The following is a 25,589-nucleotide window of genomic DNA, read 5'->3' as shown; positions in this document are numbered from 1 at the left end:
AATACGCCCGGTTGGGATCGAACCAACGACCATCCGCTTAGAAGGCGGATGCTCTATCCACTGAGCTACGGGCGCAAAACATTTTTTGCAGACTTGAGTATAACCAGCCTCTAAATCTTTGTCAATCGTTCTTTGGCGTAAAACGACCTAACACAGTTGTACCGGCGCGAACTTTCATGCCGATAACAGGGACAGGCTGTACAATACCATCTGCTGCTATATAAAGCTCAACGATAGTGCCAGTTCCAAAGCCACATGCCCCTATCTTTTGAGCTACCTTTACAGGCGCACCTGCATCAGTTCGTAGGGTAGAAACTCTTTTTGAACCAAGCGGAACAGGCAAAAAGTTTTTACCGAAACGCCACATGTGAGTAATCATTACTTTGTGAGAATCATCAGTGACAAAACCAAGATAATTATTGCTGCTTGCGGGTAAATTTTCGATGAAATGGTAACGTAATTGCCCAGAAACGGGCGACCGTAGTAATTGCACGTTAAATAAGCCCACCGCAATCGTGACTCGAAGAGCCTTACCTCCGATAAATTTGGGTTCCAGAACCTCTTCTACAGAAACAACGCGACCTTCAGCAGGCGCATAGATATAATTCGGGTCACTGCCTAGAGGTTCGCGGATTGGGTCACGATAATAGAAAAGCATAAAAGAGAGGGTAGCCAGTGATGAATTAAGCAAGGCTGTAGAAAATGGTCTCAAGGGAGTTTTTCTAAGCGCCTTGTGCAGGAAAGTTGCCATCGCTAAAAGCAAAGTAGCCAACCCAATACGTAAATAACCTTCACGTATTACGCGAGGGCGTGGAGATAAATCAACAATAAGCTCAATAAAATATTTCATGCTGAAATAGAATAGTGCGACATTACGCAATTGTCAACTGAGGAGCTCAGCTACAATTCCTGTGCTATAATCGAAAGGTATTTACCCGCAATTGAGCGTTTTAACCAACCTTATCCGTTTCGGAATTCTGCCATTATGAACCAAAACTCAGGATACAGCCAGAGTAAAGATAATGCTACCTCCCTTACAAACGTGGCGAAATACCTGAAAAAGGATTCGCAGCGCATTCTCAATGAATGGTGGGAGGCGATAAAAAAAGAATCGCCCTCTTTCGCCGAGTTGGAAAAGTTACGCAACCCGGAGCTTTACCACGAGCAAAGCCTAGAATTAATCATCAAAGCCCTGATGGCATATACCCGAAAAGAACAAGATACCCTGCTAGATCAGGTTAACCGGATGGCGCGGGAAATGGCAAGTGAGCGGTTGCGACAAGGTTTCCAGATGAAGGATTTGCTCATGTCGTTGGCGGTTTTCCGCAGAGCCGTGCTAGACTCTGTACAGCGAATGTTGCAAAGTCGCCTGTGGGTAGCCTTTCCTGCCAGCGTAATGCAGATGGAGAAGCGCATTAACGAAGCTATGGATATTCAAGTAGCCGCAGTAGCGGAGGCGTATATGACAGCCCGTGACTCTATTATCCGTCACCGTGAGGAAACAATGCGGTTTCATAATTACCAACTTGGTAAGCTAAACGATCTTAGCAACCGCATCGGACAAACGCTCGATATGGTAAAGGTAATGAATTCGGCAGCAGCAGCGCTATGCGAAATGGCGGAACTTAGCGCAGGTGCGGTGGCTTTGCATGAGCAAAAGGCTGGACATCCACAGATTCACCCTGATTACGGGCATCACGGTTGCACCAATGAAATTATAAACTGGCTCAATTCCTCCTTATTTGTAGAAATTAGCGGCGAGATTGTGGAGAGAGAACGTCCGTTGGTGATAATGAGCGTGGCAGATGATGCACGCTTCAGTAACGCAGTAGCTTTCGGAGTTAGCTCACTATTGTGTATTCCGCTCAAAACTGCCGATAAAATTGTAGGAGTGATGTATGGGGCGGATTATATCGTGCGCGATTTTAGCCCACACGAAGTAAACCTGTTACTGACCTTTGCCAATCAGGCGGCATTGGCAATCGAAAATGCACGCCTTTATACGGAAGTACAAAACGCCTATGTGGAATTAAAAGAACTGGATAGGGTTAAAGACGAGTTTGTAAGCATTGCCAGCCATGAAATCAGAACCCCGCTCGCGCTGATAAAAGGCTATGCCAGCACCTTGCTGCGAGCAGAACAATTAAAGTTGAGTCCAGAAAAAGAGCAACGCTTTATCAACGGTATTGATGAAGCTTCTAACCGCCTAATTACCTTAATTGATAATCTTCTGAGTGTATCACGTATAGAGTCCGGGCGTTTCAGAATAAATCCTCAGCCCGTCAATATACGAGAAGCGATTAATCACGCCATATCTACTTTTCAGGAGCAATTGGGTAATCACGAGCTTGAAATTGATTTAGCACACGATGAAGCCCGCGCTCGCTGCAACCGCGACCAGTTTGAGCAAGTTATTATCAACCTTGTTTCCAATGCCATCAAATATTCCCCAGAGGGCGCAAAAATCAGCGTTGGGGTACGCCGAATTGACGAAGGTGAGAAGTTCGAAATCAGGATAAGTGATCAAGGTTCCGGAATTGCACAAGAACACCTAACACGCATTTTTGAGAAGTTTTATCGGGTAGAAACAGGCTTAACCCGCAAAACACAGGGAACCGGGCTTGGCTTGTATATTTGCAAAAATATCATTACCAGTTATGGCGGCGAAATCTGGGCGGAAAGCGTTATAGGGCAAGGCACTACCTTTGTCATCACGCTACAGGTGTGGAAAGTGGATGCAGAGTGACAGGTATTGCGGCTTATCTGATAAAAGAGTAGAATAAATCTTACCGAAGCCGTATCATTACTATAATTTAAAGTAAATAGCGGGGGTATTTCTCTAACTCTTATGTTTTCAGGAGTGGTTTATGAATATCGAAACTGCGGGACGCAAGATTCTGGTTATTGACGACGAACCGGGCATTGTTGATATTGTCGAAACCAACTTGCTGGGTGAAGGATTCGAGGTCATATCTGCCAAAGACGGTAAGGAAGGTCTAGATAAAATCCGCAGCGAGTTTCCTGATCTTGTGATTCTAGATGTGATGATGCCGGAAATGGATGGTTGGCAAGTACTCCGCGAATTGGAAAAAGAACCGGAGACTGCCGGTATCCCGGTTATCATGTTAACCGCCAAAGCCGCCGATGAAGATTACATTTATGGATTAGAAGAGGGCGCAGTAGAATATCTGACCAAGCCGTTCTTCCCACAAGAACTTATCAATCGTATCAAAATCACTTTGATGATACTTAACCCACGTATGCGTGATGAACGAAGGCGCAATCTAGTTGCCAAACGCAAAAAGTTAATGGAGCATTAGACTCTAAAGTATCCCTTTTTCATTTGCAACAATGTTAATTTGTAATTATTGCCGGAACGATAACCCTGATAATGCCAACTATTGTGGGCGTTGTGGGAGACGCTTGCGCGACCAACGCAGCCTTGCCAAACTTGAAAAAGCCTCGTTTTGCATAGAGTGTGGCAATCGTAGAGAGCGTTACCCAAGCGACCGCCGCATCTGTACCATCCTCTTTGCGGATGTTCACGGCTATACCGCTATGACCGAAAAAATGGACGTGGAAAAGGTGACGAACATCATGAATGAGGTGTTTAGTCTCCTTACTGCCGAAATCGTTGGGGTGGGCGGTAGTGTAGATAAATACGCCGGTGATAACATTATGGCGCGGTTCGGTGCGCCCGAAGCGCTGGAAGACCACCCAGAGCGTGCGATTCACGCGGCTCTAGGCATGCAACGCCAACTTTCCCGCTTTAGCCTGAAATTGCAAAAAGAAGAGGGCGTGGGGCTGGAAATGCGTATCGGCATTAATACAGGTTGGGTTAGCGCGGCTGAAGTGGGCGGTGAAGTAGAGGGTGTCAGCTACCGAGCCTATACCGTAATGGGCGATACTGTAAATCTTTCTTCACGCCTCGAACACGAATCGCGGGTTGGCAAAATTCTGGTAGGCGAAGAAACATATAAACTGGCAAAGCACGCTTTTGAATTTCTGGATACAGGCGAACGCCAGATTCGAGGCAAGCGTGAGCCAGTTCGCGCTTACGAAGTAATAGGACATAAACCGCAACGTGCCAATAGGCGAGGATTAGCCGGAAAAGATTTGCAATTGGTGGGGCGTGAAGCGGAATTGCAACGTCTGGCAAGCCGCTTGCTGCAAGCAATAGAGGGCAAAGGACAGGTTGTTTCGGTAATGGGAGAGGCGGGCGTGGGTAAATCCAGCCTTCTGCGCGAATTTAAACGGCGTGCCACCATCACCTACCAAGACGTGCGCTATATTTCTGGAGCAGCTTTTAGCTACTCGTACACCCAATCGTTTAGCCTAGTGCGGAACGCCATCTTCAAAATGTGCGACATCAACGATAATGATGATGAAGAAACGGTGCAGGAAAAATTGCTGGCGCAAATTCATCTTTTGGTTGGAGAAGGCGAACAAAACGAAGAAGGCGAATACGGAGAAATACCTTCCTTGCTTGGGCGTGCCGTTGGTATTAATTTCCCAAACTCTTTTGTTGATAACCTAGACCCACTATTACGAAGTCGTCTCTTGAATGATGCAATCAGCGACTTTTTGCTCAAAAAAGCCGACAACAACTCGCTCCTAATAGTGCTGGATGACCTGCATTGGGCTGATAACAGTAGCCTTGAAGTGCTGGATTTGATGGTACAGAAAGTTACCAGTTCAAGCAATACTATGTCGGCGTTGTTGTTGCTGGTGCATCGCCCTGATTTTAGCAGGCAATGGAACGTGCCTAAAGAACGTTACGAAGAAATTGCCCTTGAAAGCCTGAATTCTGCTCAGATAAAAGTGTTAACACGCCAATTGCTCGATGCCAGCATGGGCAATGTGACTGCTCCAATAAATCTTGACCATGAAGAAGCGCCAGAATTGCCAAATACATTGGTCAGGATACTGGAACGTGCCGGCGGTAACCCCTTCTTTGCCGAAGAAATTCTAAAAGCCCTGCTGGATGCACAGCAAATTGTACAAGACCTAACCGAAACAACCAGTTGGAAAATCGTAGGAGACCTTGAGAATTTCAAGTTGCCCGAAACCCTGCAAGAAATATTGCTGGCGCGTGTAGATAAACTGGGTGGACGCGATAAGCGCGTACTACAAGTTGCGTCTGTTATTGGCTTGCGCTTTGAACAACGCTTGTTACTGGCAACCGAAGACCTACAGAATCAGCAAGTGCAGGTGGAAGAAGCCCTTACCGATTTGCATCAAGAGGATTTTATATATACCGAGCGGCAAGAACCAGAACCGGAGTATGGCTTCCGGCATTCTCTTACCCGTGAAGTGGCTTACAACAATCTACTCGGTACGGAGCGGCGACGCTATCATGAGCAAATTGGACGCGCTATAGAGCATTTCAAAGCTGACCGTCTCCACGACTACACTGTGATAGATGATTTAGCGTACCATTATGAAAATAGCGATAGCGATGAAAAAGCGGTTCACTATCTCATGCTGGCTGGACATATGCGTAAGACCCTCTACCGCAATGATGAAGCGCTGAAAGCATTCTACGAAGCGCGAGAACGCCTTAAACGCAAGCCTGCGGCTGGTGAAGAGCAGAAACTGGTTGAGATAAATAGCAATATCGGGGATATTCGCGCCTTGAAAGCCGATTACAGCGAGGCTCTTCAGGCTTACGATGAAGCGCTAGGAAAAACTACCAACCCCTTTGAGCGCATAGACCTGCGGGTAAGAATCATCGAAGTGTTGGGCAAACGCGGCGAGTTTGAGGGAGCAGCACGAAGCTTTGAAATTGCCCAGAGAGAAATCAGGGAAGCAGCCAACGCGCCAGACCCGGAAAACCGCTTGACACACCTTCGCGCCAAACAGTTACTTCAGATAGGCTGGATTTATTATCTGCAAGGCAAGCATACAGCAGCCCTCCGCGCAAATGAAGAAAGCCTACAAGCCCTCAAATCTTTGCCCGATACGAGCCGAGATGTACAAGTTGAAACCGGTAGAGCTTACAACATGCTTGGCACAATCTTTAGCGATATTGGGCAATTGGATCAAGCCGAAGTTAACCTGCAACGCGCCATCGAAATGCACCAACGCGCTTCTAATATCCAACAGGTAGCACGGGTTTACACCAACCTTGCGGTAGTAATGATTCTGATTGGAAACCTGACACAGGCAACCAATTACTTGAAACAGGCGCGGGCGAACGCTGAAAAGGTCGGCGATGTGGAAACCCTCGGCGGCATTATCGGCAATCTGGGCTTTGTAGCAGAACGTCAAGGGCAACTGGTAGCCGCTTTTAAATATTTCCAAGATGCCCGACGCATTTTTGAACGCGCCGCCAACCAAGTATTAGCAGCAATGGCGCTTCAGAACTGCGGGCGCGTGGTTTTACAGCAGGGAAATGTGCAAAACGCGCTTGAATATTTCCAGCAAAGCTTGAAAATGGCGGAGAGTATAGGCGCAACCGCAATACTGGCGGAAGGCAGCAACAATATCGGCTGGGCGCTCATCATTGACCAGCGTTTGGCAGAAGCCGAGGAGTGGCTCGAACGCGCCTATGTCAAGGGAATGGAAAGCGCGAACCCTGAAGCTCTGGCTAATAACTATATGTATCGGGGTATGCTTGAATTGGAAACCCACAACTACATCAAGTGCAACGAATATTTTGACGAGTGTCTCAAGATAATCGAGGGGCAATTAGGCGACCCGGTTATGTTGGGACAGATTAAACGGCGCATGGGCAGATTAGCTTCCAACCAGCATAAATACAAGGAAGCCGAGCAATACTACAAGGAAAGCCTTGAAACGCTCGATCCGATGCGTGCCTACCTAGAAATGTGCTACACTAAATTTTATTGGGCAGAACTTATACTCCACGAATTATCGGAAGGGCTAATCGAACCTGAACGCCAGCAGGAAGAAATCGAAAAAGCGCAGCGTTTCCTGATGCAAGCCAGTTTTACCTTTGACGCTTGCGAAGCCCGCCCGGCTTACAATGGGGCGATGCAGCTATTGGAAAAATTTGAACAAACTGCTACCGTGTGACGAAAATCATACCAACTGACCGCTACTAGAATTACAATGTTCTTGAGGGGTAACAGAGTTGGTTTCGTCAGTGAATATAACTCCGCCCGAAGGAAGGGAGGTAATAAACACTATGTCGATGGAATCGATGAAAGCAGTAGTGGCAAGAGCAAATAATGATAAAGAGTTTTTGCGCCGCTTGCTGATAAATCCTGAAGAAGCAGTAAAAGCATCAGGCTATGACCTTTCTCAAGAAGAAATAGAAATGCTCAAATCCAGTCGCGGAAGTACCAAATTTAATGATGAAGAACTCGAAAAACGGGTCAGTTATGGTTTCTTTAGACTTGGTCCATAAATATAGAACGGACTTGTAATAAGAAAAATTTATACCCGCAAAACCCACCAAATGGTGTTAAAATAGATATAGTGAGTATTGGGCGTAAATGAAAGGGGTCAATTATGTCTATCGAAGCTATGAAAGCGGTGATAGCGCGAGCAAATAATGATAAAGATTTCCTGCGCTTATTACTATCTAACCCAGATGATGCTATCAAAATCGGTGGCTACGACCTGACCGAGCAAGAAGTCGAAATGATTAAAGCCAGCCAAGGACAAGCACGGCTAAACGATGAAGAATTGGAAAAGCGGGTCAGTCGCGGTTTCTTCCGCCTTGGTCCGTAGTCACAGACTTTAATACATAACGTTGGACGGGCGCATGATGACCCGTCCTTTTTTATCCATAAAGGTCTTTTACCTCTTCGATAGCTTTTTGGCGTGCTTCTTCCTGCGAATCCGGGTCTAAATCATCCCAATCCACCGTGCTACGTGCCAGTTCCAGACCTGAAATAATCTGTTTGTAAAAAGCCTCATCGTAGGGACGGGTGCGGATTACCACTGGCATCGGCGCAGCATGTCCTAGCACCAACGCTTGTTGCTTGCTATCGAGCGAAGCCAGCACCGTTTTAAGACCGCTTGAACCGCTCACTCCGGTAAAAACCGCATCAATATCGCGCTCATCGTTGATAAGAGCCACCACCCGCGTACCAATCTGGGACATAATTTCGCTGTCAATGCTGCTAGGACGTTGATCTACCACCAGCAGCGTCACATAATACTTACGCATTTCACGGGCGATAGTGCCAAAAATGGTTTGACCCGCCACCGCCGGAGTCAGGAACTTGTGCGCTTCCTCGATGGTAATCATAACGCGGCGTGGCTCGTCCGAAGCTTTTTGAGATTGGCGATATTGATCTACTTTATCTTTGTATTTTTCATGGATTATGCGGGTAACGATATTTGCTACCAGAATGTAACTCAGCATGTTATCGCTTTTACCAAATTGAATGACAATATGCTTGCCTCGCGCCAAATTATCCACGATTTGGTTAACCGAATCTATACTGGAATGGTCAACTACGAAAGGCAAATTTTTCAAAGCATGCAGTTTGTTACGCAATGCCTTTACAGATTGGATATTGGCTCTACTATCGGTGGCGATTTGCTCCGGGTCACCGTTTAGCAATTCTACAATCCACTTATCGCCGTATTTTTCTTTGAGGATATAAGCCGACTCGGAAGCGGTAGCATTAAGATTCAGTTCGTCCTGTAACAGCAAAATATCCTCGACTTCGATTTGGTTCAAGCCGATAAAGATTTCGCCATCTATACTGCCGCTCCCACCCAAGCGCGTATTCTTTAATGACCAAACCTGCACCTTCTGGCTGAAAAGAGAGCGTAAGCCTTTAACAAATTTCTTATTCTCGGCTTGCGCCTGTTCGCCGTATTCATTGTGCATATCGAAAATAAGGTTCGAGCAAATATCGGCGCGAATAAGCCCTGCCAACAAAAGGCGAGTCAAGAAGCTCTTACCAGTACCGCTCTTGCCGAATATCCCGTTGGAACGCTCTACAAAACGCTCAAGGTCAATGCAAATATCAATTTCCATATCCAACGGCTTGCCGATAGCGAAATTCTTGCCTCCCTGAAACAAGTCTTCGCTGCCAAAAACCGCGTCAAAGTCGGTTTCTTCGGCAATATAAACAGAGGTAAAATGGGCTGGAATACTGCGAACAGGACGCGGATTAGCATCGCCCTGATACAGCGCAAGGCGGTTGTCCACATGTGCGTCTCCATAAGTATAAACGCCCTGCAACACTTCACGCACCAGCGCGGATGTATCATCACCGGGAGGGTCGAGCAAGATGCTATCGGTAGTTGCTTCTAGGGCTACATCGGTCAACATCCCAAAGAACCGCACGCCGTTGCTTTCTATCGCCACGAATTGCCCGGTCTGGATATGCTCAAGCGGGGCAGAACTGCGGATACGCACCTGCAAACCTTTAGAAAGCGAACCGCTTGTGACCAAGCCTAGGTATTTTTCAGGTTTACGATTAAAGTTAGTTGACATAACTAATTCTCACATTTTTCCAGAATAGTACGCAGACGGTCAAAATCTTCCTTGAGCAAACGCGCCAGTTGCCGCCCGGTATCCACCAACCATTGCCGCCCACTCGAACCGCGCACTGCTGACCCATGTCTTAGCAATGCCGCAGTCAATTCCTCTACCGGAGCTTGGCTGGCTTGAAGTAGGGTACGTAAATAAAGCGGGGTGGCGGTAAAATCAATCAATTCATCATCATTACAAAGTGCCACGCTGTAATGCAAGGGGGGAGGGTAATCTGGATAGGTATAAGTAATTTTGCCGGATTCCAGTTTGCGGCAACCCAACACCACCACTGCAAATTCGGTACGCAGCAAGCGGGTTAGCTGAGGGTTGGCGCTATAAACTTGCTCATCTATCTGGCGAGGCTCGCCCTCAACCGAACGGGCGTAGGCGCGTCTGCCGGGGTCAATACCACCCGTTGCAATATGGTAAACTGCGCCATAAATCAGGTTGTTGCCGCCCTTATCCTTAACCTGTACCAGACCGCCAAAAGGCGGAGGGTTGTCCAATTCATAAGCTTGGGCGGTATATCCGGTGAGGCTGGTTTCCACCACCTCGCCAATACTAGAAGCAATATTCAGAAAAGTATCAGTCATAGTTTCTCCCCAAATAAGAACAACGGTACTAAGCAGATTATAACATATCGAGAGAGAGGAAAAAACAGACGACAGCCTCAACCCAACTTGCGTAGGGAACAGGCTCAAGCGGCTGTGGTATAATTTGCAGCAGCGTATTCCTTTAAAAGGAAATTCAGGAGGGCTTTTTTCACCTTTGTCTTCTATCTCTATACCCCTTTTTCTAGCTATATCCGCCGCGCCATTTCTAATACTTGCGCCCGGTTTCGTTACCTTACAACTTATGCTGGCTTTCGGGAAAGCGCGTCCCGGAATGTTAAAAACAAGTGAGCAAATTTTTCTATCGGTCACACTGGGAGTAATGTTCAGCGGGTGGATAGGGCTATTGCTGGCTTCGCTTGGCGCTTTCTCGATAGGGGCATTGCTGGCGATTGCCGCCGCGTGGACGCTGGCAGGGGCTTTCTGGCTTTCTAGGCGCAGCTATCACTGGCAAATCCCGCACTTCAGTAAGAAAGCGACGCTTGGAGATTGGCTATTGGTAATTTTGCTGACGGGGACGGCAGTTCTATTTTTCCTTGCGCCGCATGAAACTGTGGCAGGAGCGCAGGATAGCGGGGTGTATTACAACACCGGGGTTAATATTGCCCGCACCGGTTCGCTGGTGATTCAAGACCCGTTGCTGCAAACCATCGGTAGCCAGAATAGCAAGCTTTACCCTGTGCTGATGATGGGCTTGCCGGGAGGCACAGGACGTTTCTTGTTTGTGGACTTCCAGCGCATGAACGGCTTCTTCGTGATGGATAACATGGAAGGATTAACTACGGGCAAAGTTATTCCGCAATTCTTCCATTTTTACCCTACCCTTCTGGCAATCGGAGTCAGCCTGTTCGGTTTATACGGTGGGGTGCTGGTTAATCCTTTTTTAGCCCTGATGGCAGTTTTCGGCTTATACCTGACGGCGCGAAGACTCTTGCCCGGTAAGCGTGGGGAATTGGTAGCGGTACTAGCCGCCATGCTGTTGGCGTTAAACGGGATACAGGTTTGGTTTGCACGCGAGACTCTTTGGGAAACGCTAGGTGAGTTTCTGGCATTTGCCGCGATTTATGCCTTCTGCTTGCTGGTCAACCCAGTATCGCTAAATCAGACAGAAAAAGAGCAGGAAGATAACGGGCTAAGGGCGTTGGGCGGTTTCGTAACAGGCAGTGCTTTGGGGATTCTATGTTTGGCACATGCTTCTCAAGCGTTATTCACCCTACTGCTGGTAATCCCCTACCTGATTTGGATACGCCTATCACGCCGCTGGAATGCGGGTCATTGGTGGCTATTGGGTGCATACGGGCTACTGTTTATACACATGGCGCTGCATATCCGATTTTTTGCGCTGGCTTATTGGGAAGGCATTTATCACCACGTAATTATAAACTTCACCAAAGCGTTGCCTATAATAATTCCGGCAGCAGTATTCGGTTTGCTGGTGGTCATTTTCCTGAATGCAATTCCTCGACAAGTACAGCGATTTGAAAGTTGGTTGGCGATGCACTGGCGGTGGGTCTCGCTTGGGTTGGCGCTGATAGTGGCAGCTTACCTGATTTTCAATTACTTCATCCGAATTTACCGGGTAGGTACGGACGGCAAGGGCAATCCGTTCGAGTACATGATGAACTGGCAAAGTTATATCGGCGCGCCCACCAGCCTTGGACCGGAACGCAACTTGCTACGATTAGGCTGGTATTTCTCTCCGCTTGGAATTGTGCTAATGATTATCGGGGTAACTGCGCTACTGGCAGGAAAGCTAAAATGGCGGAGCGCGATGTTTTTTGCCTTTACGCTGGGTGTGAGTTATTTTTTTCTGGACGAAAACTATACTCAGGAAGGGTATATCTACAGCCTGCGCCGCTACGTAAACCTGACTATACCGGCTTTTTCGCTGTTTATTGCCTATGCCGCGCTGGAAACATTGCCCTATCTTGGGGGGTTGGTAGGAAGAATTTTTAAAAAGCGTACTGAAAAACGCACAGGCTATAAAATCGGGCTAGCACTAGGCTTGCTTTCGGCGGTGGGATTGATAATCTTCATGCTATATACCAACCGCACTATCTACACCCTCTCTGAATATGGGGCAGGCACTAATGCACCCGGTTTGCTCCAGCAAATGGAAAATTTAGCCGATAAGTTTGGTCCTAAAGACATCATTATTTACAGCGGGGAACGAGATGCGGATGCCAAATCAGCTACCATCCTAACCTACGCCTTTAATCGTCCTGCCTTCCTGCTCACCGCTGCCCCTCCTACCGGGGACGTACTCAGCAAATTAATTGCAGAGTGGGAAAAACAGGGCTATACCGTCAAGGCGATGCTAGGTCCTGATGGCGGCAGACTCGCGCCGCAGGGTTATAACCTTAAATGGGAAAGCGAAGTAGCGCTACATTTCCGGCAATTTGAAAGCCTTCAGACCCAGAAACCCTACAATATTCAGGATAATACCCTGACCTACGGCATCTATCGTCTAACCAGTGATGCCAGCATCAATGATGTAGGCACGGGCGCACCCGATAAGGCGCAAGGCTGGAAACTGGAAATCGGTCAAAAAGATTTTGCCGCGCTGGTATTGGGCTTCTCCAACCTTGAAAACGAAAAAGACGGCGCCACTTACCGCTGGACTACTCAGGACGGGGTGTTGCGCGTACCCTGCCTTGACCCCACACGCCCTTATCGCCTTGAACTGACGATTGACCCTAGCGTTACACGACCGGCAAGCCTCTCACCGCTTAATCTCTCGGTTTATCTCAGCAACGACCCCTATGATTGGGATTCGGGCAGATTGGAAAAGTTGTCAGCGTTGGGCGTTTTAAGCTTGCAACCGGGGGCTAAAACCTATACCCTTGATATACCGGCAAGCGTTCCAGCAAGCCAATTGACTTGCAAACCCGGCGCGAACTCACTAATCTTGCAACTTGTAGCCGACAAAACTTGGAAGCCAAGTAGCTACGGTCTTGGTAACGATAGCCGCAGCTTGGGAGTTAAATTATTAAAAGTAGCAATACAAAACAAGCAATAAGGGTAAGCAGAGGAGTAGTGCTTTATGAAGGGGCAGAAAAGCGCAAGCCGTAAAGATATACAAAAAGTAGCTGAAGCCATTTCAAATAATATAACCGATGTTATAGAAAACGGCAGGGGAAAACCTCATAAGCGTGGGCGAACCTCTCGCAACCTGTTGTTGGCTACAGGCACACTGGGTGCGGTTGGTTACGGTGCGTGGCAGGCAAGCAAAACGCGCTTCAATAGTAAAATAAACGGTGAACTTAAACTGTCCGGCTTGAAAGCCTCGGTTGAAGTGATACGAGATAAATGGGGCATCCCGCATTTATACGCGCAAAGCTTGTCCGATCTGGTATTCGCGCAAGGTTTTGTACAAGCGCAAGACCGCATGTGGCAAATGGAATTTCAGCGGCGGGTGGCTTCCGGTCGTTTATCTGAAGTCTTTGGGAATGCCACTCTCGAAGCCGATAAAATGATGCGCCGCCTACAATTGCGCCGCGCCGCTCATAATGATTATGCCCATATGGAAAGCAATAGCGAAGAAAAAATGGCACTGGAGCGTTTCGTAGAAGGGGTAAACGCTTTTCTGGATACCAAGAAATTGCCGCTTGAATTTTCGCTGGTGCGCTACAAGCCCGAACCTTGGAGTCCGATTGACAGCCTGACATGGGCAAAAATTATAGGGGTGCAGCAAAGCACCAATCTAGACTCGGAATTGGTTAGGGCGCAGATGGTACAAAAGCTTGGCGCAGAACGTGCCGCCAAACTTGAACCCACCCAAATGATTACGGGCGCACCCCTGATTATACCGTCGGATGCCGATTATAGCGGTTTGGATTTTGAGCTTATCCTAGAAGAGTACCGCAAGATGCAAGCTACGATAGGCGCATTTGCGGGGGGTAACAGCAACAATTGGGTGGTGAGCGGTAGCCGAACCATTACCGGAAAACCGATGCTGTGCAACGACCCCCATATGTCGGTTACGATGCCTTCCACATGGTATGAAATGCACCTGCACTCACCTGAACTCGATGTGATAGGGGCAAGCATTCCGGGTGTTCCGCTAATCGGCATCGGACATAATCGCCATATTGCGTGGGGTATCACCAACACTATGTCTGATTCCCAAGATGGCTTTATCGAGAAAATAGACCCCACCAATCCACAGCGCTATGAGTACAAAGGCGAATGGCGCGAGTTTGAGGTGGTACAGGAAGAAATCAAGATTAAGGGCAAAGCCAGCTTTTTTATGGATTGCGCCCGTAGCGTACACGGTCCGTTGCTTAGTTCGCTCAAATTACATGGGACTCCTGCTGCCGATGCGGGTGGCAAAATCGAAGTGCCTCTTGCCGTTTCATGGAACATCTACGAACCTTCAAAAGGGATAAAAACCCTACTGAAACTAAACCGGGCTACCAACTGGAAAGAGTTCAGGGAAGCCTTGAACACTTGGGATGTGGGTTGCTTTAGCTTCGTTTATGCCGATGTAGAAGGCAATATCGGCTACCAGTTCACCGGACTTATTCCTATACGAGGCAAAGGGTTGGGACTGATTCCAAGCCCCGGAAATACCGGAGAGTACGACTGGCAGGGCTATATTCCCTTTGAGGAATTGCCCCACTCCTACAATCCTGAGCAGGGTTATCTGATTACCACCAACCAAAAAGTGGTAGGTAACGAGTACCCTTATTGGCTTGGCAGCGATTATCTGGGCGAGAACCGCGCCATCCGCTTGCGCCAGTTAATCAACAGCCGCGAAAAGCTGAGTCTGGATGATGTGGCGCGTTTCCAGAAAGACCATCTCTGCCTTCCCGGCTTGCGACTCACCCGCCGCCTTTTGCAAGCAGACGCTACCAAAGGGAACGATTGGCAAAGACGCGCGCTCGGCTATCTCGCCACATGGGACGGGGTATTGACAGCGCATAGTGTAGCCGGAAGCATTTACCATGCCACATTGCAAAAACTGGGTAGGTTGGTTTTTGAACCGATTATGGGCAGTAGCCTTACCGAAAGCTATTTGGGAAACAGCAAGGATGCGTTGGGAGCGCACCCCAATAGTTTGCAGAGCATTACTACTACCTTCCTGCTAGGCAGAATTGAAGCTAATGACCAAGATTTGCTGCCGATAGGCAAAAGCTGGGACGACCTGCTATTGGAAGCCTTGAGCCGTGCGATTGAGCTTTTACGCAAAAAGCTAGGCGATGATATGAACGATTGGGAATGGGGCAAGCTACATACGCTCAACTATGTACACCCGCTAGGAATGGTAAAACCGCTAAACCGTATTTTCAATCGCGGACCTTACCCGCTGGGGGGTGATTGGGATACAGTATGGCAAGCGGGTTACAACGGCAGTGACGATAATTTCAGCTTTAACGGGGCTACCAGCGCCATTCGCCTTGTCACAGACCTGAACGATTGGGAGAATACCCGCTTTGGCTGTACCAGCGGTCAGAGCGGCGCACCGATGAGTCCGCATTACAGCGATTTAATAGAGGAATGGTTGGCTGGCGCATATCACCCGCACCTGTTCAACCGCGCTGCGATTCTGGATAATGCTGAAGGCAAGCTGACCATGAACCCGGCATAGGCAAGAGTAACAATAAAAACATCAAAAAGAGGTAGCCGGAAAATGGTTGCCTCTTTTTAATTCAAGGGCAACACCACACTGGAGTTATCATCCTGCATTATCAAACGCAGGTTTGAGGAATTATCGGGAATATCAAAAACCAGAAGAATAGTAAAACTCTTGCCCGGTTCGATTGCACCGTAGGGAGCGGCGTTGCTAGGCGGGGTGAGATATTGCGCCAACGCGGCGATTACATCGGCGCGATAGGAATAGCCCTGACCATCTAGCAGGGTAAACAACTGCGACACATTGGGCCAATCACGCACCGAATTAATATTGGTTAGTTTCAGATTAAGCAGCATAAACTTGCCGCGTTCGCTGGTTAGGTTGCCGATGCGAGCCTGTAGAAGATAGCGACTGGGGTCTGAAATTTCCCAATTCTTGCCTTTCCCGCTACCACCGGGCTTTACTTCCACCTGAATAGTCTGGGGTGGCTGAAAGCTGAGAGAGGGGTCGTTGGGAAGACTGTCTATCAGGCTCTTGGGATCGGCAATACCTTTAGCGAAAAGGCGTTGCGCCCACCCTGCCTGTGTAACCCGGTTAAAGAGGCTGCGCTCATTGACCCGTATTTCAGTACCAGAAGTGCCTACAACCCCTTTGGTTATGCTGATTCTATCAAGATAGGGAAAGCGAGTATAGAGCGCGTAGAAAATCTTCGCCCAATCGCTTTTCATCTCTTGCTCGTTTTTGCTGATAAGATAGCCGATATTGACCGCCCCGTTACCTTCTACCCGCACCTGAATACCATCGGAGGGAAGCCACGCGCCTATTTCTGCTAGGATATTCTCAGAAGTAGGGTTGCTAATAATCTTATGGGTTTGGTCATCGAGAGGGGCGCCGTAATGGTAGGCGAACCTATCTTCAAAGGCAAAACGCGCCATGTCCTGAACACTTTGTTGACGAGGGTTCACTTCGCCGCGCCAGTTGAAAAAGCTGAAAGCGGAGTTGCGCGTGGTATCGGAGCGGTAAACTTGGCGTTTTTCATCCTTCGGGTCAGTAAGGGTAAGAGCCAAACGGTTTAAATCAGGATATTGGCGATAAAGGGTATAGATTAGCACATAAGTGGTCTGTTCGGATTGGCGTAACAGGTCGAGCGCGTCTGGCTTATTGGAAGTGGCAACGGTTTCGGCATTGGTCGTACCGCCTTTCTCGCTCAAACGAATAGTGACCCGCATCGTATCAGGCTGGGTGATAGTCAGGTCGAGTACGCGACGGTCAAACAAATCAGGCGTTAGCAGAAAAGCGGAAGCTCCTTCGCGACTAAGCACCCCCACCGGAGCAGGCGCCACAGTGGATGGAGGAGCAGTAATTACAAGATAGCCGGATTGTGGAAGATTCGGGTTTTTTGTAGTTATAAAGCTAGTAGCAAGCGGATTGCCAAATGCTGTTTCAAGTAACAACAGGCACCCTGTCAACAGGATTAAAAAAACCATCCCTGCGATAACCCAAGGCAAAGGGTTAAACCCGTGAGATGCCTCTCGCTCTACAAAATAATTAGGGCGTGGTTTAGTACGCGGGGGCGGTTCTTCCTGAGTACGGGAAACAGACGCGCTTTCCTTGGGCTTCTCAGTAGGGCGTGGGCGTGCAGTTTGCGCAGGCGGATTGCGATTGTAGCGGTCAAGACTATCCCGAATTTGGTTATAATCGCGTCGCTTCTCAGCGTCTCGCAACACATCAAAAGCTATATTAATCTGCGCCATACGCTGCTCGGCTTCGGGCGCACGGTTGCGGTCTGGGTGATATTTCTTGACCAGCGCTTTATAGGCAGCCTCTACTACCTCGGTTTCGGCGGTAGGGTCAACCTGTAACACCCGGTAATAATCTATTTGCTGTCTGCGTCGAACTTCCGCCATTAATCTCTTTTCATATAAAAAACCGTCCGCTTACCGCAAAACGGTTAAAGTTAAACTTGGTGCGTTTATAGATTATACGTTCAGATTGAGTCACAAGTCAATTCATAGGGAATTACTATCAAGGGCTTTTTGCCTTAAAAAGAGCGCTTCTTCTTCAAGGGTTTTTAGCTCACCATCCAGAACCGCATTGAGCAAATCTTCCAACAACGCTTTGAACTGTTTGCCCGGTTTCAAACCCAATTGTATAAGATAGCCGCCAGTCAGGTGTGGTTTGCAACGACTGACTTCTTCCAGATAATAGCGCAATACAGGCGCAGATGAAGGTTGCAGAATAGCCGCTGTTTCGATTGCGCCACGCTCGTAAGAATTTAGCAGCGCGTAAAGCTGGCTATTTTTCAGGTTGGGTTGAAGTAGAGGAAAAACCTCTTGCCGCAACCGCGCTACTTGTGGCGGAATGCTGGATTCTTGGTCGAAAAATGCAAGCACCGCCAACGCATGCTCTACCTGCTCCGGCAACCTCCGCCAACACAGCGCAGAAAGATAAGCTGGAACGCGGTTCAGCAAATCGGCAAACCGATATTCCTTGATACGCCTGAACTCCTCTAGCGTAGCGTAATACCAGAGGAACGCCGGGTCAAATTGCTCCAGCAAGTCATATTTGTGCAACAAACTCAAGCCACGCTCAGGGGCAGCCTCGCGCAATATTTTAACCAGTTCGTTGCTTTTGCGAACAGGCGTTAGCAATTCAAAGTGTCGCGCCCGCACCGATTCTCGAAATAATTCTTCGGTTTCAGGGTCGAATTGGTAGCCGAAACGGGCAGCATAGCGCAAACCACGCGGCAACCGGGTAGGGTCATCTATAAAGCTGCGAGGGTGTAGTACCCGCAAAAAACCATCGCGTAGGTCTTCTAGTCCATTGTAAGGGTCAACCAAACCACCGCTAAGCGAAAGCGCCATAGCGTTGAGGGTATAATCGCGCCGCTTTAAATCCAACTCAACCGGGGCTGGTGGGTCAATACTAACGGTGGGAAGGGCAGCAGGGTGTTCATAGGTTTCAAGACGGGCAGTAGCAAGGTCTATATGCAGGTAATCGCCATTCTGAAAAAAAATCTCGATTTTGGCAGTACCAAAAGCTTTGTGCTTGTGCAAGCGCACTCGGTCAACATGCGGCGCACGCTTGAAATGGTTAGTCAAATGTTCAGCCAGAACATGGCTATAATCGAGTGTCATGAAGTCCAAATCAAGATTTTGCCGACCCAGCATCAAATCGCGCACGATACCGCCCACCAACAAAGTGTTTACGCCTTCACGCTCCGCCACATCAGCCACCTGATTAACCGCATAGAAATGAGCATCAGGCAGTAATTTACGAAGTTGCTCTACTAGCGCATGCGGGTCATTATGATTAAACGGCGGGAAGGTTGGTTTCATAATTTTGCGAGGAACGGTTAGGCTTACCCCCTCTTTGGCTGAAATAGAGGGGGTAAATCCGGGTTACTTCTCGATTTTGTTGGCGTTGAGCAGCGCCAGTTCTTCATCTGCTACGGATGGCTCAAGTTTGATAAACAACGCGGTGGGAGGCGGCAAAACTTGCCCGGCAGGTACAGGCTCAAGCGCCCAATCTGCGAAAGCCGGAATCTTGATAACCCCGTCTTCCGCCACACCGCTATAGCTCGAAACTTCAGGATTGCCCGGCGCAAAACCTAACATTGCATGAAGTTTTTCAGCAGAGAATGGCAAGAAAGGGTAACTCATTATTTTTAGGGCATTGGCAATTTGCGCTGCCACATAATAAGTCGTCCCGGCACGCTGCACATCCTGCTTGATAACCTTCCAAGGCGATTTTTCCTCCAGATAGCCGTTGCCAAGCGATGCCAGCGCCATTACCTCTTTCAGGGCATCGCGCAAGTGTACACCTTCCAGCAATTCGGTTACTCGCGCAAAAGTCTCCTGTGCGGCTGCAAGCAACTTGTGGTCGCTCTCGTCCAGTTCGCCGGGCGTTGGCACTAGACCGCCGAAATTCTTCTGAAGAGGGTTCAACACGCGGTTGATAAAATTCCCGTAAGTGCCGATAAGCTCATTGTTGATTTTGGCGACAAAATCCTTCCAACTCCAGCTACTATCGCGGGTTTCGGGCGCAATCGCAGTCATGTAATAGCGAATAGCGTCAGGCTGATAACGCTCTTCGATGTCGGGCAGCCAGATAGCCCAGTTGCGGCTGGTACTCATCTGGTCGCCTTCCAGATTCATAAATTCGCTGGCAGGCACATCAAAGGGCAGGTTTAACTCGCCATAGCCGATAAGCATAGCGGGCCAAATAATGGTGTGAAAAGGAATATTATCCTTACCCAGAAAATAATACTGGCGAGCAGGCAATTTGCCAGCCTTGCCCGAATGCCACCAGTTTTCCCAAAGTTCTGGCTTGCCCTGCCGCTGCGCCCATTCTTTGCTGGCGGAGAAATAGCCGATAACCGCATCGAACCAAACATAAATACGCTTGTCCTTGAACGAAGGGTCGTCCAAAGGAATAGGTACACCCCACTCTAGGTCACGGGTAATGGCGCGTCCACGCAAGCCCTGATTCAACCAATTAAGGGTGAATTGGGTAGTATTATTGCGCCAGTAGTCACGGTTATAGCTATTAATCCAATCGCGCAAAAAGGGTTCAAGTTTGGCAAGGTCGAGGAAGAAATGCTCGGTCTCGCGGAACTCGATAGACTGGCGGTCAACCACGCTATAGGGATTAATCAGCTTCTGAGGGTCAACCAAGATGCCGCAGTTGTCGCATTGGTCGCCACGCGCCCTGCCGAAATGGCAATTGTAGCACTCGCCTTCCACGTAGCGGTCGGGAAGGAAGCGCGACAAGCTAGGGCTATAGGCGCCGATCATCTTTTCGCGGTAGATATAGCCATGCTCTAACAAGCGCAGAAACATATCCTGCGTCACGGCATAGTGATTCTCGGTCAGGGTTTTGGTGAACAGGTCAAACTCGATGCCAAGCCGATTGAAGGTTTTCAAAAAGCTGGTATGAAACTCGTTTACTACTTCCTGTGGGGTACGATTCTCACGCTCGGCACGCAGAGTTATGGGCGTGCCATGACAGTCGCTACCGCTGACCATCAGAACCTTACGCCCACGTGTACGCTGAAATCGTGCGAAAGTATCGGCGGGAAGATATACCCCGCTCACATGCCCTGCATGGAAGGGACCATTTGCATAGGGCCACGCTACGCTGACTAGAATTGTGTCGGGATCGTAGCTAGAAGGGAAATTATCGCTCATCTCTATAAAGTCCTCTCAAGTCGTTCAATTTCACCTGAATTATATCACGCAACATGCGAATTGAATCTTTGAGGGGGCTGACTTTGCTTCCGCCGACATAGTACCAGCTAACCGGCACTTCCTTCAGCTTGTAGCCGCGCTTGCGAGCCAAGAAAAGCACTTCCACGTCAAAGCCTGTGACCATTGCGCCTTTGACCGTTTTTGCATTATCCCCGTAAAGCTTGAGGCGGCGGAACAGGTCATGGCAGGCTTCACGCCGGAAAGCTTTGAAACCGCACTGGGTATCTTGCATGTTCGCGCCAGTAACAAAACGCACCAGACGATTAAACACGCGCCCCATTAGATGGCGGTAGAAAGGCTCACCGTAGCGGTGCGCTTCTTGTCCTTCGCGGCTACCTACTGCCACATCGTAGCCTTGCTCCAGCCATTGCAGCAGCTTTACTACGTCCACAATAGGAGTAGAGAAATCCGCGTCAGAAAAAAGCACATACTCGCCCTTACTTGCCAGCATACCTCGTCGCACCGTGTAGCCTTTGCCGCGATGTTCGCTGGCGATAAGCTTCAATTCGCAATTGTTGGGCTGCTCCGAACGCTCCGCCATTGACCGCTGAACGATGCCCGCCGTATCATCGGCGCTGCCATCGTCAACGATTATCACCTCCACTGAATAACTTTGCTTTTCGAGGTATTCCAGCACCGTTGCAAGAGTGCCGGGTAAGCGCTTCTCTTCATTATAAGCGGGGATAACTACGGACAGGTAGGGCTTAGTAGCAGAAGCAGGGCGTACTGAATCGCCCTTGCCGGATTCTGCCTGATTATTGGGTGATTTAGAGTCGAGCGCTTGTGAAGTCACTTGCTCGTTCTCCTTAGAAAATCCCATTCTAAAAACCTATCCTGTATAAATATTTACGCCACCTAATAGGACATGGCGTTTTTGAAGTCTATAGCATTATAAACTCAGCGTCAAGCAATAAAAATCAGGGTGTCGTTTGTGGTGCAGGGGTACTAGTCCAGAGCGCAGCAGCGGTAGTCACCACTGGAGCCAGAGAGATAACAGGCGGTGTCATTGATCTGCCATAGTAACAAACAAGTGTAGTTCCAGCCTTCAGCAGTTTTCTTAACTCGTCCGGTATATTAAAGTTATTCATTTCTGAAGTCGAGGCATTTGCAGTAACCAGAACAAATTCGTACTGGTAAATTGCATAACAGGTTTTGCTACCCCGCCCGTCTAACACACACTCATCTTTGAACGCGCTAAAGGGGTAAAGCTCTTGGCAATCGGTTTCGGTTTTACATGTATAGTTCGACTCAGTGCCAAGCCCGGCAGTGGCAAATTTCTCACGGTAGAACTGAGCAATTTTTTCAACACTATCACCGGAAGAAAAGATTACAATATTATTCCCTTGCAAGGGTACTGATAATAAACCCTGTGGCAAGATTACTTTCGCATCAAAATAAGTTGCGCCGGGATAACGCAGATCAATTTTAGCGGGGTCAGGCGTAGTAGCGAGAGTTGCAGCGGGTAACGTTTCTGGAGTGGCTGCGAGAGTGCCGCACGCACCGAGTAAAAGTGTAAGCGCGAATAAAAAAACCAATAACTTACCTATCCGATTCCTCCTGTTAGAAACTCAAACACCATGAAAAAGCAGCACTACAATTAATACCAACGAACGATATGCCGGGCGGGTTACGGCATGCTATAATCTTAAGTGAGGCGGTGTATAACCTTTTTCCGTCTCCGGCATTGGTTTTTGTATGATTTAAGGTAAGTATGAGAAGAACTCTTTCTATCTAAATATGGTTGCGGCGGCAGCTTTGACCTGCCCTTAATCAAGAAGAAAGAGTATTAATCATGCTTAAAGTTTCTGGAATAAATAAAAGCTTTGGCGATGCCGTTATCCTCGAAAAAGTAAGCTTTATCCTCAATCGAGGCGAGCGTGCCGGTCTAATCGGACCAAACGGCTCAGGCAAATCCACTCTGTTAAAAATAATAGTGGGCGAAGAACAACCCGATTCGGGCAAAGTATGGCGCGACCCCTCGGCGCGTTTTGGCTACCTCGAACAGGCTCTTGAATATGCGCCGGGTGCTACCGTCGGCAAAGTAATCGGCAAAGCGATAGGTCAGGCTTTAGAAATCTTGCTAGAAATTGAGCGGTTGGGTGCAGCCATAAGCGTGGCGCAAAGCGATGAATTTGATACGCTTATGGCGCGTTATTCTGAAGCGTTAGAAGAAGCGGAAAGGCTGGACGCTTACGGGGCGCAAGCGCGACTAGCCGAAGCATTGAACGGATTGGGGCTGGAACACCTAGACCAGAATACCCCGGTGGCAACTCTGAGTGGAGGACAAAAGACTCGGTTAGGATTGGCGCGTTTGTTGCTTTCTCGACCAGACCTGCTTCTTTTGGACGAACCAACCAACCATCTGGACATCACCGCGCTGGAATGGTTACAGGAATTTGTGCGTCAGTACAAAGGAGCAGTGCTGATTGTGTCGCATGACCGCGCTTTTCTGGATGAAGTGGTTCAGAAATTGCTGGCACTGGATGAGAAAACGCACACCCTAAAAGAGTTCGTGGGCAATTACAGCGCCTATATGGAAGATGAGGAGAGGCAACGCCGAAAATACGAGGACGAATACCAGCGTCAGCAAGAGTATATCGGGAAAGTGGAAGCCGACCTGCAAGCCACCGAGCAACACGCTCGCAATATCGAAGGCTCTACCATTGATTTCTATGTTCGCAAACGCGCTTTGAAAGTAGCGCGGCGAGCAGTGGTACGTAAAGCTAGGTTGGAAAAGTATCTCGACAGCGAAGAGCGGTTGGAAAAGCCCAAAAAGGGCTGGCACATGAAGTTGGAGTTCGAGACTACGCCCACCAGCGGACAAATTGTACTTACGCTAGACAATGTGGTAAAAGCCTTTGGTAACTTGCGCCTGTTCGAGCGGGTTACAGGTGTATTAAGGCAAGGCGAACGGGTGGCGTTGTTGGGCGCGAATGGTACGGGCAAAACCACCCTGCTGAAAATCATCGCGGGCGAACTTGCGCCAGACAGCGGTATTGCCCGGTTAGGCGCAAATGTGCGAGTGGGATACTTCTCGCAGGAACAGGAAGGGCTGAAACCGCAACAAACTGCGTTGGAAGCGGTGCGCGAGATGGCAGCTATAACCGAAACCGAAGCGCGTAACTTCCTTCACTATTTCTTATTTTCAGGTGATGAAGTGTTCACGCCCGTAGGCAACCTAAGCTACGGCGAACGGGCGCGATTGGCGTTGGCGCGTTTAGCGCTGAGCGGGGTTAATTTTCTGCTGCTAGACGAACCGCTCAACCATCTGGATATTAAATCGCGGGAGCAATTCGAGGAAACGTTGGAACAATTTGAGGGTACTATCCTAGCGGTAGCACACGACCGCTATTTCGTAGCACGGTTCGCCGAACGGATTTGGGCTATTCAAGACGGCTCACTCAAAACCTATTATGATTTGGAGGATTACGAACGAACGGTTGCTAGGTAAGCCGCTTCTGCTTGTTCCACCAGTTTTGACCAGCTAAATTCGGAATAGAGGCGACGGGCGGCAATTACCCCAAACTCGCGGCGCGATTCTGGGCTTAGCTGCAAAAGTTTGGCGACAGCAGCAGCAAAAGCGGCAGTGTCACCCGGCGTGACCAGCTGCCCGCCCTCGCCCTCGCATAAATACTCGCTTTGTTGCCCCACCGCTTCGGTCACTACCGAGCGTTCCGCCAATAGTAATTCGAGAAATTTCACAGAGCAACGCGCCCGATTTATTAGATTATCGTCAAAGGGGTAGAGGGCTACATCCCCACAGCGCAACAAACCGGGCAAATCCTCCCACGCGGCTTGCCCTATAGCAATTACTTTTCCGCGCAACCCGTAGCGTTCTGCCAGTTCGTGAAGCTCCTTTTCTTCCCCGAAAAAGCCGCCGCCTACCACCAACAAGCGCGTGTTCTCAGCCTGTGCAGAAGGCAACAAAGCAAGAGTACGGCGCGTGATTTCCAACAGGCGAGGCGCTTTAAATTCGGCAAAGCGGGTGTAAGCCAACAGTACCGTTTTATCTTCTAGTCCTAGTTTCCCCCTCCAGTGTTGCGCCGCTTCTTCTGCTTCGTTTCCCTGCCATCCGGCATATTTGGTAAGTGAAACGCCATTAGGTAGATAAAAAACCTTGTCTCGCGCTACCCCAAAGCCCCACACTTGGGTTTGCAGAGTACGACTGGCAACAGTAACGGCAATAGCGCGGCGCGGCAAAGTGCGTTCTTGCCATGCAAAGAGCTTTTTTTGCATGGGAGAATATGGGTTAATATCGTTCCAACCGCCTGCGCCTTCCCAATCGTCTGTATCAAGCACGAAAGGTTTGCCGCGCAAGGAAAGCAGCAAAGCGGTAAGCCCGCTGTAGGCTTTGGGCTTGAACACATGGATTACATCAGGCTTGAAAGACAACGCCGCTTGCGCCAATCTGCAAGGCAATTGTAAAGCAAGCGGTCCCGGTTTTAACGAAACGGTCAGTATCTCCACCCCATTGATGCGCTCGACACCGGGTAGAGAGGGTACAGGGTCATCCCACGGCGGCACGCATACCCGCACCGAATGACCAAGCGCCACCAGAGCTTCCGCCAAAGGCAGAATGCGGGCGCTGGCAGTACCTTTGAGCTTCAAACCGAACGGGGCAATAAGGCTGATTCTAAGCAAAATCTAATCTCTTCTATGTATTATTACGATACAGGATAATGTATAAGTAG

Annotated in this window: 17 protein-coding genes and 1 tRNA gene; 8 read left to right on the top strand and 10 right to left on the bottom strand. The window is 48.9% G+C overall.

Annotation, left to right across the window (positions count from 1 at the left end):
• Positions 1-2: 2 nt before the first annotated feature.
• A tRNA-Arg gene (locus WCK19_RS01165) sits at positions 3-75 on the bottom strand.
• Between the two features lie 46 nt (positions 76-121).
• A complete protein-coding gene (locus WCK19_RS01160; RefSeq protein ID WP_342395511.1) occupies positions 122-880 on the bottom strand; it encodes a phosphatidylserine decarboxylase in 759 nt (252 codons plus the stop codon).
• 105 nt (positions 881-985) lie between these two features.
• Here WCK19_RS01160 and WCK19_RS01155 point away from each other — a divergent pair, with 105 nt between their 5' ends.
• From WCK19_RS01155 to WCK19_RS01135, 5 genes are all read left to right on the top strand, one after another.
• Positions 986-2,746, top strand: a complete 1,761-nt coding sequence (locus tag WCK19_RS01155; RefSeq protein WP_342395510.1) for an ATP-binding protein — start codon at positions 986-988, stop codon at positions 2,744-2,746.
• 121 nt (positions 2,747-2,867) lie between these two features.
• A complete protein-coding gene (locus tag WCK19_RS01150; protein WP_342395509.1) occupies positions 2,868-3,320 on the top strand; it encodes a response regulator in 453 nt (150 codons plus the stop codon).
• Positions 3,321-3,351: 31 nt separating this feature from the next.
• Positions 3,352-7,038: a tetratricopeptide repeat protein gene (locus tag WCK19_RS01145; protein ID WP_342395508.1), complete on the top strand. Its 3,687-nt coding sequence runs from the start codon at positions 3,352-3,354 to the stop codon at positions 7,036-7,038.
• A 112-nt stretch (positions 7,039-7,150) separates the two neighbouring features.
• Positions 7,151-7,372 carry a Nif11-like leader peptide family RiPP precursor gene (locus WCK19_RS01140; protein ID WP_342395507.1) on the top strand — a complete coding sequence of 74 codons (222 nt, stop codon included), beginning with the start codon at positions 7,151-7,153 and terminating at the stop codon, positions 7,370-7,372.
• A 104-nt stretch (positions 7,373-7,476) separates the two neighbouring features.
• Positions 7,477-7,698 carry an Os1348 family NHLP clan protein gene (locus WCK19_RS01135; protein ID WP_342395506.1) on the top strand — a complete coding sequence of 74 codons (222 nt, stop codon included), beginning with the start codon at positions 7,477-7,479 and terminating at the stop codon, positions 7,696-7,698.
• Between the two features lie 52 nt (positions 7,699-7,750).
• Here WCK19_RS01135 and WCK19_RS01130 read toward each other — a convergent pair whose 3' ends face one another.
• Positions 7,751-9,424: an ATP-binding protein gene (locus WCK19_RS01130; protein WP_342395505.1), complete on the bottom strand. Its 1,674-nt coding sequence runs from the start codon at positions 9,422-9,424 to the stop codon at positions 7,751-7,753.
• Positions 9,425-9,426: 2 nt separating this feature from the next.
• Positions 9,427-10,056 carry a hypothetical protein gene (locus WCK19_RS01125; protein ID WP_342395504.1) on the bottom strand — a complete coding sequence of 210 codons (630 nt, stop codon included), beginning with the start codon at positions 10,054-10,056 and terminating at the stop codon, positions 9,427-9,429.
• A gap of 175 nt (positions 10,057-10,231) precedes the next feature.
• Between WCK19_RS01125 and WCK19_RS01120 the strand changes: the two genes are divergently transcribed.
• Both WCK19_RS01120 and WCK19_RS01115 read left to right on the top strand, forming a co-directional pair.
• Positions 10,232-13,093, top strand: a complete 2,862-nt coding sequence (locus WCK19_RS01120) for a hypothetical protein (protein ID WP_342395503.1) — start codon at positions 10,232-10,234, stop codon at positions 13,091-13,093.
• A gap of 24 nt (positions 13,094-13,117) precedes the next feature.
• On the top strand, positions 13,118-15,664 hold the full coding sequence (locus WCK19_RS01115; protein ID WP_342395502.1) for a penicillin acylase family protein: 2,547 nt from the start codon (positions 13,118-13,120) through the stop codon (positions 15,662-15,664).
• A 56-nt stretch (positions 15,665-15,720) separates the two neighbouring features.
• Here the strand turns inward: WCK19_RS01115 and WCK19_RS01110 are convergent, their stop codons facing one another.
• The 5 genes from WCK19_RS01110 to WCK19_RS01090 all read right to left on the bottom strand — a co-directional run bounded on the left by WCK19_RS01110 (position 15,721) and on the right by WCK19_RS01090 (position 22,433).
• The gene (locus tag WCK19_RS01110; protein ID WP_342395501.1) at positions 15,721-17,556 is read right to left on the bottom strand and encodes a DnaJ domain-containing protein; all 1,836 of its coding nucleotides are present in this window, start codon (positions 17,554-17,556) and stop codon (positions 15,721-15,723) included.
• A 102-nt stretch (positions 17,557-17,658) separates the two neighbouring features.
• On the bottom strand, positions 17,659-18,987 hold the full coding sequence (locus WCK19_RS01105) for a hypothetical protein (RefSeq protein WP_342395500.1): 1,329 nt from the start codon (positions 18,985-18,987) through the stop codon (positions 17,659-17,661).
• 63 nt (positions 18,988-19,050) lie between these two features.
• Positions 19,051-20,838, bottom strand: a complete 1,788-nt coding sequence (gene metG / locus WCK19_RS01100; RefSeq protein WP_342395499.1) for a methionine--tRNA ligase — start codon at positions 20,836-20,838, stop codon at positions 19,051-19,053.
• On the bottom strand, positions 20,828-21,718 hold the full coding sequence (locus tag WCK19_RS01095) for a dolichyl-phosphate beta-glucosyltransferase (RefSeq protein WP_342395498.1): 891 nt from the start codon (positions 21,716-21,718) through the stop codon (positions 20,828-20,830). The genes metG and WCK19_RS01095 overlap by 11 nt, the downstream gene beginning before the upstream one ends.
• A 97-nt stretch (positions 21,719-21,815) precedes the next feature.
• Positions 21,816-22,433: a hypothetical protein gene (locus WCK19_RS01090; protein WP_342395497.1), complete on the bottom strand. Its 618-nt coding sequence runs from the start codon at positions 22,431-22,433 to the stop codon at positions 21,816-21,818.
• A 257-nt stretch (positions 22,434-22,690) separates the two neighbouring features.
• On the opposite strand from WCK19_RS01090, the gene abc-f reads away from it, so the two are divergent.
• On the top strand, positions 22,691-24,349 hold the full coding sequence (gene abc-f, locus WCK19_RS01085) for an ABC-F type ribosomal protection protein (RefSeq protein ID WP_342395496.1): 1,659 nt from the start codon (positions 22,691-22,693) through the stop codon (positions 24,347-24,349).
• Here abc-f and WCK19_RS01080 read toward each other — a convergent pair.
• Positions 24,325-25,539 (bottom strand): glycosyltransferase family 4 protein, encoded by a 1,215-nt coding sequence (locus WCK19_RS01080; RefSeq protein WP_342395495.1) that lies wholly within the window; start codon positions 25,537-25,539, stop codon positions 24,325-24,327. The two genes, abc-f and WCK19_RS01080, sit on opposite strands and share 25 nt — an antisense overlap.
• Positions 25,540-25,589 lie beyond the last annotated feature (50 nt).

This window comes from Candidatus Chlorohelix sp., from assembly GCF_037138995.1.
GTDB lineage: Bacteria > Chloroflexota > Chloroflexia > Chloroheliales > Chloroheliaceae > Chlorohelix.
The sequence above is the reverse complement of the archived record's forward strand: the minus strand, read 5'-3'. Positions and strand labels throughout refer to the sequence as shown.

Coding starts and splice junctions, on each gene's coding strand:
- WCK19_RS01155 (WP_342395510.1), top strand. CDS start 986: ATGAACCAAAACTCAGGATACAGCCAGAGTAAAGATAATGCTACCTCC.
- WCK19_RS01150 (WP_342395509.1), top strand. CDS start 2,868: ATGAATATCGAAACTGCGGGACGCAAGATTCTGGTTATTGACGACGAA.
- WCK19_RS01145 (WP_342395508.1), top strand. CDS start 3,352: ATGTTAATTTGTAATTATTGCCGGAACGATAACCCTGATAATGCCAAC.
- WCK19_RS01140 (WP_342395507.1), top strand. CDS start 7,151: ATGTCGATGGAATCGATGAAAGCAGTAGTGGCAAGAGCAAATAATGAT.
- WCK19_RS01135 (WP_342395506.1), top strand. CDS start 7,477: ATGTCTATCGAAGCTATGAAAGCGGTGATAGCGCGAGCAAATAATGAT.
- WCK19_RS01130 (WP_342395505.1), bottom strand. CDS start 9,424: ATGTCAACTAACTTTAATCGTAAACCTGAAAAATACCTAGGCTTGGTC.
- WCK19_RS01125 (WP_342395504.1), bottom strand. CDS start 10,056: ATGACTGATACTTTTCTGAATATTGCTTCTAGTATTGGCGAGGTGGTG.
- WCK19_RS01115 (WP_342395502.1), top strand. CDS start 13,118: ATGAAGGGGCAGAAAAGCGCAAGCCGTAAAGATATACAAAAAGTAGCT.
- WCK19_RS01110 (WP_342395501.1), bottom strand. CDS start 17,556: ATGGCGGAAGTTCGACGCAGACAGCAAATAGATTATTACCGGGTGTTA.
- WCK19_RS01105 (WP_342395500.1), bottom strand. CDS start 18,987: ATGAAACCAACCTTCCCGCCGTTTAATCATAATGACCCGCATGCGCTA.
- metG (WP_342395499.1), bottom strand. CDS start 20,838: ATGAGCGATAATTTCCCTTCTAGCTACGATCCCGACACAATTCTAGTC.
- WCK19_RS01095 (WP_342395498.1), bottom strand. CDS start 21,718: ATGGGATTTTCTAAGGAGAACGAGCAAGTGACTTCACAAGCGCTCGAC.
- abc-f (WP_342395496.1), top strand. CDS start 22,691: ATGCTTAAAGTTTCTGGAATAAATAAAAGCTTTGGCGATGCCGTTATC.